This window comes from Acuticoccus sp. MNP-M23 (genome assembly GCF_031195445.1).
Lineage (GTDB): Bacteria > Pseudomonadota > Alphaproteobacteria > Rhizobiales > Amorphaceae > Acuticoccus.
In genome coordinates, this window is the sequence record NZ_CP133480.1 from 3,911,492 (window position 1) to 3,926,859 (window position 15,368).

The 15,368-nt window shown below is 67.2% G+C and carries 10 protein-coding genes; 5 read left to right on the plus strand and 5 right to left on the minus strand.

Annotation, left to right across the window (positions count from 1 at the left end; translation table 11 throughout):
• The first annotated feature begins 138 nt into the window (after positions 1 to 138).
• The 5 genes from RDV64_RS18065 to RDV64_RS18085 all read left to right on the plus strand — a co-directional run bounded on the left by RDV64_RS18065 (position 139) and on the right by RDV64_RS18085 (position 9,864).
• Positions 139 to 2,211, plus strand: a complete 2,073-nt coding sequence (locus RDV64_RS18065) for a transglutaminase domain-containing protein (RefSeq protein WP_309196353.1) — start codon at positions 139 to 141, stop codon at positions 2,209 to 2,211.
• The gene (locus RDV64_RS18070) at positions 2,211 to 7,199 is read left to right on the plus strand and encodes a hypothetical protein (RefSeq protein ID WP_309196354.1); all 4,989 of its coding nucleotides are present in this window, start codon (positions 2,211 to 2,213) and stop codon (positions 7,197 to 7,199) included. The genes RDV64_RS18065 and RDV64_RS18070 overlap by 1 nt, the downstream gene beginning before the upstream one ends.
• Before the next feature lie 100 nt (positions 7,200 to 7,299).
• Entirely contained in the window at positions 7,300 to 8,484 is a 1,185-nt protein-coding gene (locus RDV64_RS18075) for a hypothetical protein (RefSeq protein ID WP_309196355.1), read from the plus strand.
• A gap of 14 nt (positions 8,485 to 8,498) precedes the next feature.
• A complete protein-coding gene (locus RDV64_RS18080; RefSeq protein ID WP_309196356.1) occupies positions 8,499 to 9,104 on the plus strand; it encodes an SH3 domain-containing protein in 606 nt (201 codons plus the stop codon).
• A 196-nt stretch (positions 9,105 to 9,300) separates the two neighbouring features.
• A complete protein-coding gene (locus RDV64_RS18085) occupies positions 9,301 to 9,864 on the plus strand; it encodes a DUF2269 family protein (protein WP_309196357.1) in 564 nt (187 codons plus the stop codon).
• 18 nt (positions 9,865 to 9,882) lie between these two features.
• Here the strand turns inward: RDV64_RS18085 and RDV64_RS18090 are convergent, their stop codons facing one another.
• From RDV64_RS18090 to RDV64_RS18110, 5 genes are all read right to left on the minus strand, one after another.
• Positions 9,883 to 11,373 (minus strand): amidohydrolase family protein, encoded by a 1,491-nt coding sequence (locus tag RDV64_RS18090; RefSeq protein WP_309196358.1) that lies wholly within the window; start codon positions 11,371 to 11,373, stop codon positions 9,883 to 9,885.
• Positions 11,370 to 12,236, minus strand: a complete 867-nt coding sequence (locus RDV64_RS18095; protein WP_309196359.1) for an ABC transporter permease — start codon at positions 12,234 to 12,236, stop codon at positions 11,370 to 11,372. Before RDV64_RS18095 ends, RDV64_RS18090 begins: the two co-directional genes overlap by 4 nt.
• Positions 12,169 to 12,981, minus strand: a complete 813-nt coding sequence (locus RDV64_RS18100; RefSeq protein ID WP_309196360.1) for an ABC transporter ATP-binding protein — start codon at positions 12,979 to 12,981, stop codon at positions 12,169 to 12,171. The genes RDV64_RS18095 and RDV64_RS18100 overlap by 68 nt, the downstream gene beginning before the upstream one ends.
• Positions 12,974 to 13,996, minus strand: a complete 1,023-nt coding sequence (locus tag RDV64_RS18105) for an ABC transporter substrate-binding protein (RefSeq protein WP_309196361.1) — start codon at positions 13,994 to 13,996, stop codon at positions 12,974 to 12,976. Before RDV64_RS18105 ends, RDV64_RS18100 begins: the two co-directional genes overlap by 8 nt.
• Positions 13,997 to 14,189: 193 nt before the next feature.
• The gene (locus RDV64_RS18110) at positions 14,190 to 15,221 is read right to left on the minus strand and encodes an NADP-dependent oxidoreductase (RefSeq protein WP_309196362.1); all 1,032 of its coding nucleotides are present in this window, start codon (positions 15,219 to 15,221) and stop codon (positions 14,190 to 14,192) included.
• Between the last annotated feature and the right edge of the window lie 147 nt (positions 15,222 to 15,368).

Consider the following 15,368-nt stretch of genomic DNA (forward strand, 5'->3'; position numbering starts at 1 on the left):
GCGCCGAATTTGCTCTCACTTCGGTCTGCACCGGTCCCGGTCCCTATCCGGCGGCATGCCGTGCGCGCCTCCCTCATTTGAGGGACGACAGGCCGCTCCTGTGCGCCAAGGGTTCCCGTGCCCTGGTTGGAGACTGCCATGTTCCGCGTATTGCTTGCCGCCTTGTGTCTTTCCTTCGCGCTGTCTTCCGTCCGTGCCGAGGTGACACCTGATCAGCTCCTCGATGCCGTCGATCTGGTGGAGGAGATGACCGAAGCCTTGCCGGAAGAATGGACGTCGGTGGAAGGACTGGTGCGGGTCACCGGTGGTGACGCGGGCGCGCTGGCCGGCTGGGTGGGAGAGAACATCGCCTACCGCCCCTATGCCGGCACCATGCGCGGCGCCGAAGGCACGCTTCTGACCGGGGCCGGCAATGCGCTGGATCAGGCGTTGCTTCTGGCCAGCGCGCTCAAGGCGGCAGGCTACGAGGCTCAGATTGTGGAGAGCGCGGTGGACGAGGCGGGCGTCGATGCGCTGCTGGCCCGCGCCGTCGCCCAGCCCCTGTCGCTCGCCATCGCCGACCCCGCCGTAACGGAGCGGCTGAATGCACTCGGCGCCGAGATGGCAACCGTCCTCGGCGAGCCTGGGGCTGGTCCCGACCCGCTGGACGCGGATCTGTCCGCGCTGAAAGCCGAGGCACAGGCTGGCGCCACGCGCATCAGTGCGGCGCTGGCCGCTTCCGCCCAGAGCCTTCAGCCGGAGGCGGCATTGCAGGCCCTGCGCGCTGCAATCGGTCCCTATCACCATGTGCGCTGGCGGCTTCAGGCGTCCGACCCGTGGCAGAATGCCCATCCCGCACTCGGCACCGCGCCCGACCTTCCGGCCGAACCGCTCCGCATCCTCGTGGACGTCGTGCCGGACGATCTCCTCCACAAGGTCAGCATCGTTGCAAAGATTGCGACCACATCACCGTCGGGCACGCGCGTGGAGGCTGTCGGCGAGGCGTCGATTGTCGTGGCCAACGCGCTCAACTGGGCGCCGACCTACCAGGCCTATCCCGCCGGAATTGCCAACGCGCAGGAATTCTTGTCGGGCGATGTGGCGGCGGTGTCGCGCTTCACCCCCATGTTTGGCGGCGGCGCGATGCGCCGGGCCAAGGCCTTCAACCTTTCCGGCATTGCCGTGGACCCCAGCGTCCTGTCGAGCCCGGCTGCCGGCCTGTTCGAGAGCCTTGGCGAGGTGACGAACGATGCCAGCGGCACGCTGGCGGCCGAAGGCGGGGCGCGCCAGACCGAGGTGACGCGGCTGACCCGGCACTGGCTGGAAATCACGCAGACCGGCCCCGGCACCCCTCCGGTAACCGTGGAACGGGTGCTGTGGGAGGAGGGGGATGGACCGCCTGAGCCCACCGCGCGCTTTTATGACCTCACCCAGAACATCCAGCTCTCCTGGTCGCCAGGCCCGATGACGGAAGCAGCGCTGACCATGGCCGGACTTGAGCGGGTGCGGCTTGTGCTGGAGGCGCTGGAGGAAGACAACCTCGGCGACATCGACTTTGCCGATGCCGCGCGGGACGATCTGGAGCTCCCGTCCCTTCAGCTTGTGCAGCACCGGCCCGATCTTGGCATCGAGGTGCGGCCGCGTCCCTCGGTTGCGGCGGTGATGGTGCGTCTGGGCGCCGAAGACCGGCGGCTGATTTCGGATCTCATGCTGGACGGCCGCTTCATCCTGGCCGGCGACGGGATCGACACCGCAGCGACCACCGAACTCGGCGTCTGGGCCAGCCTCACCGAAACGCTGTTGCTCCAGGGGATTGCAGACGCCGCACAGATCGAGACCGATGCGATCTCATCAGCCGCCGACCGGCTGTTGAGCGCCCCGGACTGGGCGGTCGAACGGGGCAGCGATACTATCCGCGTGGGCTTTGCGGGCAGCGATGTGTTCTCGGTCGACCCGGCAACCGGCCTTGCCATCGCGCGTGATGCAAAGGGCATCGGACAAGGCCAGTTGACCGAATACGAGATGCTCCTCATCAACATTGCGCTCACGACCTACAAGGCCATCGTCGGCACTGCCAAATGCAATTCTGGCCCGCCGGAAAACTACAGCGCCTGCATGCGCTGTGTCAGAACGGGCGCGCTTCTGGCGTTTGGTGCCATGGGGGCAGCTTCGGCGACAGTCGCGGTCTCTGTCGTTGTTGTGGGCGACATGGTGCGCGAAGTGGCGTGCTGATGCGAAGCGTCCTGCTCCTTTCGCTTCTCGTCCTTCTGTCGCTGCCGGCTGCTGCCCAGACGCGCACCGATCTGGCCCTGACACCGGACAGGGCGGCACTCTACCGGATCGAGGTCAATGCCGCGCACTGGCCCGTGACCTTTGCCGTCGGTATGGCGGACGGAACCGGCTTCAAGAATGTCGACCAGCAATTGCTGGGCGAGGGCGATGCGCCGGAGTTCGCCCTGGCGGCGGGGGTGGAATACCGCTTTGCGGCGCTTGGCGATGGCGAGATCGCACTATCGGCCGTGTTCCTCGGCGGCACGCTGGCAGAGCCTGGCGCCGAGGTTGCCCTTGCCCCCGGCGCCCCCGTTCTCCTGATGGCGCCGGACTGGGTGAAAGGCCAGTTCACGCTCTCCGCCACCGAGCCCCATGGCGTGTTTCAGATGATTGCAGCGCCGGGCGGCACAGCGGATCTGCGGTTGACCTTGCCCGGCGGCGTAGCATTGCCCAAGGCCGTGCCGGTGGCAGGGCCCTACCGCATCGAGCCCGGCACCGCAGCGTACGGTGCCAGAGCCAGGGGCTCGGCCAGCGGTCTGATGGCGGTGCGGCTGGTGGCGGACGGATTTGCGCCGCAGGACGCGATGGAGGGCGAGGCCGGCACGCTGGCCGAGGCGGCCGACGGACTTCTCACCGCAGGCGATGTGGACGACTGGCGCATGACCGTCCCGCAAGGGGCAGGCGCACTGACCTTGCGGTTGCGCGCCGGGCGGACCCTGCCGGTGCCGGGCCTGACCTTGCACGAGGTGGACGATACGGGCGCGCCGGGCGCCCGGATTGCGGGCGCCGAGGGACGCCGCGGGAGGGTCGAACTGGAAGATCTGGTGTTGCCGCCGGGATCTTATGTTGTGCGCGTCACTGCTGCGAAGGGGATCAGCGCGCAACCCTACCGGCTGGAGAGACGGCGCGGCCGTACCCCGCCACAGGGCCGCGAGGTGGAGCCGAACGACGTTGCAGCGCTCGCCACAAAGCTCCCCACCGGGCAACTCATCGCGGGCGACCTTGCGGCAGGAGACGTTGACGTGTTCGCGCTCGATATTCCGCGCGCGGACGAACGCTGGCGCATCGCTGCCACCGGCGACATTGCGCAACTCACCTTGGCCGAAGCCTCCGGTACGGCGCTTGCCTCCGCCCGCGGCGGAACGCGTGGCACCCGGATCGACGAGGTGGCCTTGTTGCCCGGCCGCCATCTGGTGACCGTGGCGGGTGCGGGCGCCTACGGCCTCAAGGTGCTGCCGCTCGGCCCGGCGCCGGAAGGCTGGGAGCATGAACCCAACGGGACCCCCGCCCTCGCGCAGCGCCTGCGCCACGATGAAGAAGTCCGCGGTGTGGTCCGCCGCGCCGAATTTGCCGACTGGTTCAGCCTCAACGTCCCGCGCGCCCGGACGGTGGCGCTGAATGTCGAACCGCCTGGACGGGGCGGCCTGACCCTCACCCTCATGCGCGGCAGCACCAAGGTGGAAACCCACAAGATCGCCCCCGACGCACCTTGGAAGCTGGTCAGGCGGCTGGAGCCCGGAGCCTGGTCAATCGGGCTGGAGGCGCGAGGCAACAACGACGAGGACGTCTACGCCCTTCATGTGGGCGCGCCCCCCGGCGATGTGGCAATGGCGCTGAACATCGGCCCGCAGACCGTGGCGGCCCACCACAGGGCTGGCCAGCGGCTAAACGGTGAGCTGACGATCAACGCTCCCGATGGCGGGATCGATGCCGCGCTTCTCGCATCCCCGCCGGCGCCGGACTGGCGGTTCGAGGGGCTGCCGGACAAGGTGGCGCTTGCCGCGGGCGAGACGGCCACGTTTCCGTTGACGCTGATTGCCCCGCCCATGGTGTCCGGCTGGGACGATCTGGTGCCCGAAATCCGGCTCGAACGCGATGAGACCGCGGCCATTGTGCAGACCGTCCTGCGTGCCGATCCGGAGGCGCCTCCCGTCGGATCGCACCTCTTTTTTGCCGTGCCGGACGCGATGCGCGGCGGGATCGACGTGGCACGCTATGCCCACGGCGGGCGGATTGTCCGCGCGGCGGGGCAGGCGTTTGAGGGGCCCGTGGTGTGGCGATCGGCAAAGAACCCCGGTCTTGGCACGGCCCGAACATGGCGCCGTGATCTCGTCAATGACGGCTTCACCGGGCACTACCGCGTTGAAAAGGGCTACGGCACGCCGACAATCCGCTTTGAGGTGACGTCACCGCTGGTGGGCGTTGCGATGTCGGCACGAAGCTGGGGCGAAACCGCATTTGCGCAAGGGGTGCGCCGTTTTGCCATCGAAACATCAAACGATGGGACAGCGTGGCAGCTGGTGCGCGAGGCCCGGGTGGAGACGCTCGAGGGCCTCCAATATTTCCCGTTTGACGGGGACGTCAGCGCCGGATGGCTGCGGCTGCGCGACCTCGATTGCCCCGATCCGGACAATTGCGCAACACGGCTTGCCGAGGTGATGGCCATCGCCCGGCCGGGTTTCGTCCCGCCGGCGCTAAAGGACGCCGATCTTGGCGATCCGGCACTGGGCGGCCACGTGGTTTCGGGCTTTGCCGTGACGGGGACACGGCCGGTCAACCTCGTCACCGCGGGCGCGCAGGCCTCGTTCAAGGCAGACGCGCTCGCCAAGGCCGGCAGCGATCGCGCCGTCTGGGTGCTGGGCCTTGCCGGAGACCGCGCCAGCGAAATTGCCCGGATTGCGTGGGAGGGCGAAACCGGAAGGCTGACAGCCGGGCGCGTCGACCTGCGCGCCAGTGCAGGCGATGCCGCCGGGCCGTGGGTCGAGCTGGGCGCGCTCGAACCCGGCGGCACGCTGACGCTCGACACGCCTGTCTGGGCCCGCTTCATCGAAGTTTCGACACCGCCGGTGGACGGTGAGGTCCTTGCGCCGGACCGGCTGCGCATCACCCCCACAGCGCGGGGCCTCGCGGTTCTGGGCCTCTGGGACGAGGGGCGCACCGCCGGCCCCTATGAGGCAGCCGGCCTTGCACCGGCGCCAGGCGAGATTGCCTCCGTGGGCGGCACCACGCGCGGCGATGCAGTTCCGTTGACGGGCGAGGTTGAAAGCGCCGTGCGCAAGGGCGTTCGCGAAGACTGGTTTGCGGTGACCGTGCCCGAGGAGCCGGGCCAGGCGTTCTTGCGCGTGCGTCTGTCCCATCCGCGGATGCTGGAGGTGGGCGTGCGTCTGGTGGATCAGGCTGGCACCGAGGTCGATCTGGCGCCAATCGAGACATTCCGGGACAAGCTGCCCGAACTCTTTCCGCCGCTTGCCGACGGGGCGCCACCGCCTGACGAGGTGTGGCCCGCCAACTGGCCGCGCCACACCGGCCGGGAGTACGACCTCGCAGCCGAAATTCCGGCCGGTCCCCATGCGTTGCGGGTGTTTGAAGGGCCGCGGACGCTGACGATGTTTCGGGAGCTGTCGAGCTTCATGGCGCCGAACCTGCCGGCAATTCGGGCCGGCACGCGCGCTGTCGCCGATATGATGGCCGATGATGACGGGCTGTCGTTCCCGCGCCTGTCGCTGACGCTGGCCGATGACAGCGGGCTCCTGCGGGGGCGCGAGGCCGTCCTGCGCTCGCTTTCGGGCGGGGCCGTTTCGCGCGGCAACGAAACGCCCAGTTTCGGTGCGGCCCTGGCCCGCGAAACGGCGCGGATCGCCTTCGAGGAAGGCGGCAAGGCGATGCTCTTTCTCGGCAGCGGCAATGGCATCGACCGGGACTGGCTGGGCACACCCGATACAGCGCGCGCGCCGGTCGACGCCGGGATCACCCAATGCACCGACGAAGCACGCTGCGCCGAGCAGTCCATCGCGGAGATGCGCGTGCGCGATATTGCAGCGGCGACCGGCGGCGGGATGTCATGGATCGACGGCCCGCGCGATGTGGCACTGCTGTTCGACAAAACCCTCGCGGCAATGACCGGACCGAAGCGCTATCGCCTGTGGACCGAGGTGTTGCGCGGTCCCGAGCCAGAGCCAGAGCCAGAACAAGAGCCGGAACAGGCACCGGAGGCCGAGCCAAAAGCCCCGTCCGAGCCGGAGCCTGAGCCGGTTGCGGCGCTGCCGGCCGAGCTGCCACCCTTGGCGCCGTCGGCGCCGGGCCGGCTGCGCATCGAGCTGGCGGGCGCTGGCGGCGACGCGCTGGATGAAGACTTCGAAAGCGACTTCGGTCCGGCCGCGCCTGTCGGGCCTGCGGTGGGCGTGATCCTGGATGCTTCGGGCTCGATGCTCCAGCGGCTGGACGGGCGGCGGCGCATCGAGGTCGCGCGCGAGGCGTTGACGGGGCTGGCGCTGCATGGCCTTCCGAGCGGCAGCCCGTTTGCCCTTACCGCATTCGGTTTCCGCCCGGAGGCGTGCGAGCTGCGCACGGTCGCCGCCTTCGGTCCACTGGATCCGGGCCGCGTCGTCGCGGGGGTTGCGGACATCGAGGCCATCAACCGCGCCCGCACGCCCATTGCGGCCTCGTTGCAGGACATGGCCGAGCGGCTGACCGCCCACGAGGGACCGCAGACCATCGTTCTGGTGACCGACGGTGAGGAAACCTGCGACGGCAACGTGCCGGACACGATCCGGACGCTCCGGGCACAGGGCTATGACCTGCGCGTCAACATTGTCGGCTTTGCCATCGACGATCCGGTGCTGAAGGCGACCTTCACCCACTGGTCCAAGCTGGGCGGGGGCGAATACCTGGATGCGGTCGATGCCGCCGGCCTTGCCGCCTCGCTGACCCGTTCGGCCGCGCCGCCGCCGCCTCCGCCCCCGCCGCTGGTGGAGATCCGTTCCGCCGCAGCCGAAATTCTGGCGCGAATGCTGCCGGGGGAGATGCGCACGCTTCCCGCCGGCGATTTGCGCATTGGCCCTGACGCGGCGCCCGCCACGCTGGAACCCGGCACGATGCTGGTGGCCGAGGTGGACGAAACCGGCGCGGTGACCGGGCTGCGGATCGAGCCGCTGGAGGACGCCCGGTGATGCGCCGCGCTGCCGGTTTCGCCCTTGCCCTCGCGCATCCGGGGGTGGCGCCCAGCGCCAACGCCGGGTCATATGGATGCAACGCCGCCGGAGACCGTGAGTGATGATCCGCCTTCTCGCCTTGATATTGCTCTTCGCGGCCCCTGCGGCCGCACAGGACCGGTCGGATCTTGGGCGCTGGTATGCCAGCTTTGCCCTGACCGATACGCTGCCCGAGGCCGATATTGTGGTGCAGGTGCTGCAGGTCGGGAGCAACCCGACGGCGGAGGTCGAGATCAGCTTCTACAAGGCTGGCACCGGCTGCCCGCCGTCGATGACCCCCGTGCTTTGCAAAGCGTTGCCGGAGGAGTCGCAGCAGATCGAGGCATCGGGCGTGCGCATCGACGACGATGTTTTGCGTGCAGCATTCGCGCTGCCGGGTGTCGAGGGGCGCTGGCTGTTGCAGATTGCGACGGCCAACGGCGGTGAGGCGAGTATCCGGCACGAGCGCCTCGGCACCGGATACGACGGGCGCGCGCAGCGCGGCATGCACCTTTGCGAAGAGGTCATGTGCATGGAAAGCATCTTCGATGCGGTGCGCCGAGATCCCCTGGCATCCCTCGGCAATCTGGCCGATGACGGGTGGACGCAAGATGCCGCCGGAAGCGCCTCGCCGATTGCCGAAGCACCGCCTGCGTCACCCTCCGCCGGAGCCGGTGAAACCTGGGATATCGAAACGATCGACGGGCAGCGTCTGGGTCAGATCACGCTGTCCGGCAGCGCCGGGCAGGGCGCGCTCAATGGGGTTGATCCATCGGGTTCCGCTAATGCCGAACTGTCGCTTCGCCTGCGCAGAGGCAGCGCTGAAGACTGGGCGGTGACGTTTGCCGGCACGTCGAGCGAGGGACGGCTCCTCCTCGATCGCGCCCGGCAGGAGGGAACGCTGGCGGTGGATGGAAACACACGCCTCGTCCGCCTGTTCCCGGTGGAAGAAGAGATTTTCGACGACCTGCCAGCGTTCGGCATCTACGCAACGGACTACAGGCTGCGCGGTGTGCCGGCCGACCGCACGCTGTGGGTCCGTGCGGAACCTTCGGCCAGCGCAGCAAGGGTGGCGCAGCTCGCCCCCACGGCGCGCGGCCTCTTCGTTTTCGCCTGCAATCCGGAGCCGGACAACATCGCCTTCGACGGAGCATCGCTTTCCGAACAGGAACGGATACTCGACGAGCGATGGTGCGAAATCGGCCAGGGCGGTGATGCCATCGGGTGGGTGCGCGGCAAGTTCCTGTCGCCCATCCAGCGCTGAACAGGGGACCCGCCATGCGTTCAATTATTATCCTTCTCGTGATGCTCTCCTTTCCCGCGGCAGCCGAGGTCCTGCGATATGACCACAACGGATCGCTGATGGATGTGGAGACGACGGGCAACCGCGTGGTCATCACCTACGCGCGCCCCAAACGTGCCATAGCGGCCCAGGGCGTTGCCCCCGGCCAGATCCTGTTCGACGGCCGCGTGACAGATGGTTATCTGGAAGGGCAGTCCCGCATTTTCAGCGCGCGCTGCGGGGCGGTGGATTATTTCGTCTATGGCGACTACGCACCCGGCCGCGCCTTTCGTCTCCAAGGGCCATCGCCGCGTTTGCGCCTGAGCGACTGCACCATTGCCAACCATGTGTTCGACGGCCCCAATTCGGACCTCGTGTTCACGCCGATCGCCACAAGGCCGGCGCGCTCCGGGAGAGGCTGTCTCACCGGCGTAAACACGACACTCAACATGCGTGTCGGCCCGAGCGGCGACTATGCCGTCATATCCGAAATCCCCGCCGCCAGCTGCGCGGTGGACAGGCGCACCTGCCAGAATGGCTGGTGCCTTGTGGCTCACCGTGACGATCTTGGCTGGGTCGCCCGACGTTTTCTGGCGGAGTAGGTCTGAGGCCACCGCCTTTTCAGGCGGGCTCTACACTACCGGAAACCGGGGTGTTGCGCTTTGCCGCGTTCGCGCCGCACCCTGAGGCTGTCATTGTGGTCAAAAGCCCTCGTCCGCCTTTGGCCGAAGGGTGCGCCTTATCGCAGCGTGCCCGCCGTGGCAGACGACGCCGGGCGGCAACCGGGGAGGGAGGCCCATGCGCAAGACCGTCAAGATCCTGCACTCCATTGCAGCCTGCGGGCTGATTGGCGGGATCATGTCCTACATGGTTCTTCTGGTGGTGGCCGCGCCCGCGACGGCGGACGGGTTCGTGCAGTTGCGCAGCCTGATTGCCGCCGTCAGCAACTATGTGCTGCTGCCTTCGCTGGCGGTCGGCCTCGTCAGCGGCCTGTTGTCGATGATCGTCCACCGGCCATTCCTCGAAAAAGGCTGGGTCTGGCTCAAGGCGGCCCTTGGCATCCTGATGTTCAAGGGCGTTCTCACCATCATCGGCGCCAAGGCGGACTATGCGGCCGACCTCGCGGCAAAAATTGCGGCCGGGACCGCATCGCCCGAGCGGCTGGAGCGGATGCTGACCCTGGAGTGGTACACGCTCATTGTGGTCCTTGCCGTTGCGGTGGCCAACATCGTCCTCGGCGTCTGGCGGCCGGGCCTCAAGCGGCGGGTGCGGCGCCGCGTTCCGGACGCCGCCACGGCCGAGAAGGCCGGCGGCCGGTCGGCAGAAATGACGATGCCGGCGGCCGCGGCGCCGAAGCGCTAGCCGCCGGCGGCCGGGCCGTCAGTGAATGTGAACGTGCCGCTCGGCGTGGTACGGCTTGTGCGACAGGCCCGGACAGAACGAACGCACCACCGGCGCGAGCTTTTCAAACAGCGCGCGCTTTTCGGCGTTGGCGGCGTTGAGCCGGTCCCGCGCGCTTTCGGCTCTTTTTGCAAGCGCATTCATGTCGGTGCCGACGAGGGCGCCGTTCGACACCACGACCTTGCCGTCGACCATCACCGAATGCACCGAGCGTCCGTCCTCGGCCTGCACGATCTGGTTCACCGGATCGTTCAGCGGGATGAGGTTGATCGACGCCAGATCGAGGAAGACGATGTCGGCCTTGTAGCCCTCTTCAATGCGGCCGACGTCCTTCAGACCCAGCGCACGGGCGCTGCCCTCGGTCGCGGCGGTGAAGACGTCTGCGGTGGACAGCCACTCGTCAAAATAGTCGGGGCCGCGGGCGTGGCTCATGTACACGGCGGTGCGCATGGCTTCGTACATGTTCTGGTTGTCGGAGCAGCTCGAGCCGTCGGTGCCGATGGCAAGGTTCACGCCGTGCTGCAGCATTTTCGCGGCATGGGCGATGCCGTTGCCGAGCAGAGCGTTGCTGCCGGGGTTGTGGGACACCGAACCGCCATGGCCGGCAAGGCGCTTCATGTCCTCGTCATCCAGCCACACACCGTGGGCGACCACAAAATCGGGGCCGACGAGGCCGAGGTCGTCCATGTGGGCAAGCTGCGTCTTGCCGTAGATCCCGCGGCTGGCAATCGCCTGCATCTTCGATTCTGCAACGTGGCTGTGGAGGCCGATGCCGTGCGCGTGCGCAATGTCGCGGCACCCGGTCATGAACGCATCGGTGCAGTGGTGGGGAATGGTGGGGGCGACGCCGGGGCGGATGGTATCGCCGTACGACCATTGCTCCACCGCCGCGCGGATGGCTGACAGTGTGGCCTCGCCGGGCGCAAGGCGCAGCTTTTCCGCCTCGCGCTTGAGGGCGTCGGGCAGCGCGTCCATCAGGCCGGGGATCGCGTCGAAGAATGCAATATCGGCCACCATCGGGGCGATGACGGCGCGCATTCCGGCGTCCTTGTAGGCGTTGGCGCAGGCGCCGATGCCGGCGTCCGACGGCAGCGGGAATTCGTAGGTGAGATCGTAGCAGGCGGTGCAGCCCTTCAGCAGCATCTCGGCAGCACCGATGAAGGTGGAGAGGTACTTGTCCTCGTCCTGCCGCGAACCGCTGATCCAGGGGCCTGCGGTAAGGAGGAGCTCCAGCGTCCAGCGGTCGCCCATGCCCTTGGCAAGCCCGCCATGGCCGTGGGTGTGCCCGTTGATGAGGCCGGGGTGCATGAGTTTGCCCGCAGCGTCGAACACCGCGGCGTCCGCCGGGGCGGCAAGGCCGGGGGCGCCAACTTCCTTGATTGTGCCATCCACCACCAGAATGTCGGTGAGATCGGCGGTGCGGGCGGCAATGTCGATCAGGCGGCCACCGCGGATGATGGTGGCGCTCATGCCGCCACCGGCGCAGCGTTGGAGGGCGACCACGGGAAGAAGACGCGTTCGGCGACGACGACAAGCTGGAACAAGATGATCCCCATGAGAGACAGGATGATGAGGGCGGCGTAGGCGAGACCGGTCTCGAAAAACGCCGTGGACGAGATGATGAAGTAGCCGAGGCCGGCATCCGCGTTGACGAATTCGGCGACCACGGCGCCGACCACGGACAGTGTGACCGCAACCTTGAGACCTGAAAAGATCATCGGCACCGCGTAGGGCAGGCGGATGCGGGTGAGAAGCTGAAAGCGCGAGCCGCGATAGGAGCGGCCAAGCTCGACGAGTTCGGCCGGAACCGAGACGAGCCCGGTTGCAATGGCGATGACCAGCGGAAAGAACGCCACCAGAAACGTGACCACAATGCGCGGCAGCTCGTTGGTGCCCAGCAGGATCACAAGGATCGGTGCCAGCGCCACCTTCGGGATCGACTGGGTGAGGACAAGGATCGGGTAGACCGTGTTCGCCACGGTTTTGGATGAGGTGATGACGACGGCGAGCGGCAGGCTGACCACCACCGAGGCGATGAAGCCGAGCACAACGGTTTTCAGCGTGGCGAGGGTGTGCATCCCCAGGGTACCGGCGTGCTTGTAGCTGTCGGCGGCAATGCGCGCCGGCGAGGGCAGGAGATAGACCGGGATCTCGAACGCCGCCACCGCCAGCTGCCACACCGCGACCAGCGAGACAATCACCAGCGTGGGAACGGCAGCCTCCTGCACCAGCGCGCGCGAGCGCGAAGGCGCGGAGCGTCTGGCCTCAGGCTGCTGTGCGGCGTCTGGTGAAGATGAGGTCGCGGATGTGCTGGACGCAGGATTGGAACTCATGACTTGCCTCATGTCCGATGCGCTCGGCGCGGTCGAGCGGAACAGTAACGATTTCTTCGATCCGTCCGGGCCGGGGCGACATCACCACCACGCGGTCCGAAAGGAGGACCGATTCGGCGATGGAGTGGGTGACGAACAGGACCGTCTTGGGCCGCCGTTCGCAAAGGTCGAGGAGTTCTCGGCTCATCTCCTCGCGGGTGAGTGCGTCCAGCGCGCCGAACGGCTCGTCCATCAACAGGACGTCGGGGTCATGCATCAGGGCGCGGCAAATGGCGGCGCGCTGCTGCATTCCGCCCGAAAGTTCGCTGGGATAGCGCGAGGCGAAGCCTTCGAGGCCGACCATCTGCAAAAGCCCGTGCGCCTTCTGGCGCGCTTCGTCGGTCACCGGGCGGCGCAGCATTTTCAGCGGGAAGAGCAGGTTGTCGAGGATCGAGGCCCAGGGGAGAAGCGTCGGGCTCTGGAACACCAGCGCGGTGTCGGTGCGGGGCTCCTTCACCGGCGTGCCGTGGATGGAAACCGAACCGACCGAGGGCGCAAGAAGCCCCGCCACCAGCCGCAACAAGGTGGACTTGCCGCAGCCCGACGGGCCGACGAGGGACACGAACTCGTGCTCGCCAACGGTGAGGTCCACGCCCTTGAGGGCATGGATCCGCTCGCCGTCGCGGCTTTCGAACACGCGGTCGAGGCTGTTGATGACGATGGCCGGCGGGGTTGCCCCCGCCGCCGCGTGGACCTCGTTACTCACCGGGGACGAGGGAGGTGTCCAGAGCCTCCGCGGGATCGAAGTCGGTTTCGATCGCCTGGGCTTCCTTCACAGCCGCCCACGTGAAGGCGAGCCGCTCGGGGCTGAAATTGCCAAGCCCGGTCTCGTCGCTGTGCGCGTTGAAGATGAAGCCGTTCACCGCAGCAAGGCTGCCCATGCAGTCGTCCATGGCAACTTCGGGGACGCGTTCGGTGTGCAGGGTGCAGGCTTCCTCCGGGTTCTCGCGCGCCCACTCGAAGGCCTCGTAGGTGGCGGCGAGGAAGCGCTCCACCAGCTCCGGCTTTTCTTCGATCATCTCGTCGGTCGTGACGAGGGAAGCGGCGTAGATCGCAAAGCCCACCTTCTCGAACGGGAGGACGCGGATCTTCTCGCCGGCTGCTTCGGCAGCCTTGTTCTGGTAGTAATAATGGATCGAGTAGAACGGGGCCGCGTCAAGCTTACCCTGGATCAGCAGGGGCGCCATGGTGGCGCCATCGGTGTTGACCCAAACGATCTTGGACGGATCGGTGCCTGCCTTCTCGGCGACCTTGGGGAAATAGAGCTTGTGGCTGTTGCCCGGCGTGATGCCGATGCGCTTGCCCTCGAGATCCTGAAAATCCTCGATGCCGGACGATTCCAGCACGAACAGCGAGTGCGGCGAGTGGGTGTAGATCATCCCGATGGTCTTGATCGGCATCCCGAGCTTGGCGCGCGCCGCAAGGACGGCACCAAAGTCGGCAACGCCAAAATCGAAGGCGCCATTGGCAAGCTTGGTCACCGTATCGCCGGACCCGTAGCCACGGGTGATGGTGATGTCGATGCCGTGCTTTTCGAAGATCCCCTTGGACCAGGCGCCGTAGTAGGCCGCGTGCTCGCCGGAGGGAATCCAGTCTGTCTGCAGGTGCACTTCGTCAAGGGCGAGGGCGCCCGGTGCGAAGCTGGCAGCGAGCGCGGCCCCTGCGGCAACGCTGCGCAGCGAAGTCAGTGCAAGCCGCCGGTGGCTTTTGGCAATGTGCATGGTTGGCCTCTGCATTCTCTGGAACATGCCGGAGATGCTGCAATTCCCGTGCCGTGACGGAAATTGGCTGTGGCTTGCGAGGCAATCAATTGCCTTCATGCAGCGTTGACACCATCCGGCGGCACAATGTTGCCGAAACCATATTGCCGCCGGAAAACGCCAGTGACGCCGCATTGGTGCAGACGGGACGTGATCAGGCGTCGAGCCGGATCACCCGCTTGCCGAAGGCTTCGCCCCGCAAAAGCCCGATGAACGCGGACGGTGCCTTCTCCAGCCCGTCGATCATCTCCTCGCGGTAGCGGATCTTGCCCTCTTTCACCCAGGCGCCCATCTGGCTGGCGAATTCCGGGTAAAGATGGCCGAAATCGTTGAAGACGATAAAGCCGCGCACGGTCATCCGCTTGCGCAGGATCATGCCCATGAGAAGGGACAGCCGGTCCGGCCCATCGGGGAGGCGGGTGGCGTTGTACTGCGAAATCAGCCCGCAGACCGGAATGCGCGCGCTCGTGTTCAACAGCGGCATCACTGCGTCGAACACCGCGCCGCCGACGTTTTCGTAGTAAATGTCGATCCCGTCGGGAACGGCGGCGGCCAGCGCATCGGCAAAACCGTCGGCCTTGTAGTCGATACAGTCGTCAAACCCGAGGACGCCGGTGACGTGGGCGCACTTTTCCGCACCACCCGCAATGCCGACGACACGAAGGCCGAGGAGCTTGCCGACCTGCCCCACGGTTGCGCCCACCGGCCCGCTGGCGCCGGCCACCACCAGCGTCTCGCCTTCCTTTGGCACGCCGATCTGCGTCAGGCCAGCCCACGCGGTCAGGCCGGGCATTCCCAGCACACCAAGCGCCCAGGACGGGTTTTCAGGCGTCCGGCCCATGTTTATGACGCCGGTGCCGTCGGAGAGCGCATAGTCCTGCCACCCGCCGAAGGCGACCACCCAGTCACCTTCGGAAAACCCGACGACGTTGGATGTCACCACCTCCGCCACCGTACCGCCGACCATCACCTCGCCAATTGCAACGGGGGCGGCGTAGGACGGCGCATCGCTCATCCGGCCCCGCATGTACGGGTCGAGTGAGAGATATTTGTTGCGCAGCAGCATCTGGCCGGCGCCGGCGGCGGGCACGGCTTCGGTTTCGAGACGCAGCGTGCTGTCGTCCGGCTCGCCCTTCGGGCGCTGCGCGAGAACGAATTTCCGGTTCTGGGTGTCGGACTGCGTCATCAGGTGTTCCTTTGTGTCTTCGACCACCGCGGGGAGCTGGCAGGGGACGCCTATCACCGCGAGGCGTATGCCGGAAAGGCCAGCCTGGTGCCGTGATGAGATAGCGCCAAAACGCTGGCGAATGGCTTTTGATCGCGCCCGGCCGGA

Excerpts from the sequence above, each read along its gene's own strand:
- RDV64_RS18065 (WP_309196353.1), top strand. The coding sequence starts at position 139 with ATGTTCCGCGTATTGCTTGCCGCCTTGTGTCTTTCCTTCGCGCTGTCT.
- RDV64_RS18070 (WP_309196354.1), top strand. The coding sequence starts at position 2,211 with ATGCGAAGCGTCCTGCTCCTTTCGCTTCTCGTCCTTCTGTCGCTGCCG.
- RDV64_RS18080 (WP_309196356.1), top strand. The coding sequence starts at position 8,499 with ATGCGTTCAATTATTATCCTTCTCGTGATGCTCTCCTTTCCCGCGGCA.
- RDV64_RS18085 (WP_309196357.1), top strand. The coding sequence starts at position 9,301 with ATGCGCAAGACCGTCAAGATCCTGCACTCCATTGCAGCCTGCGGGCTG.
- RDV64_RS18090 (WP_309196358.1), bottom strand. The coding sequence starts at position 11,373 with ATGAGCGCCACCATCATCCGCGGTGGCCGCCTGATCGACATTGCCGCC.
- RDV64_RS18095 (WP_309196359.1), bottom strand. The coding sequence starts at position 12,236 with ATGAGTTCCAATCCTGCGTCCAGCACATCCGCGACCTCATCTTCACCA.
- RDV64_RS18105 (WP_309196361.1), bottom strand. The coding sequence starts at position 13,996 with ATGCACATTGCCAAAAGCCACCGGCGGCTTGCACTGACTTCGCTGCGC.
- RDV64_RS18110 (WP_309196362.1), bottom strand. The coding sequence starts at position 15,221 with ATGACGCAGTCCGACACCCAGAACCGGAAATTCGTTCTCGCGCAGCGC.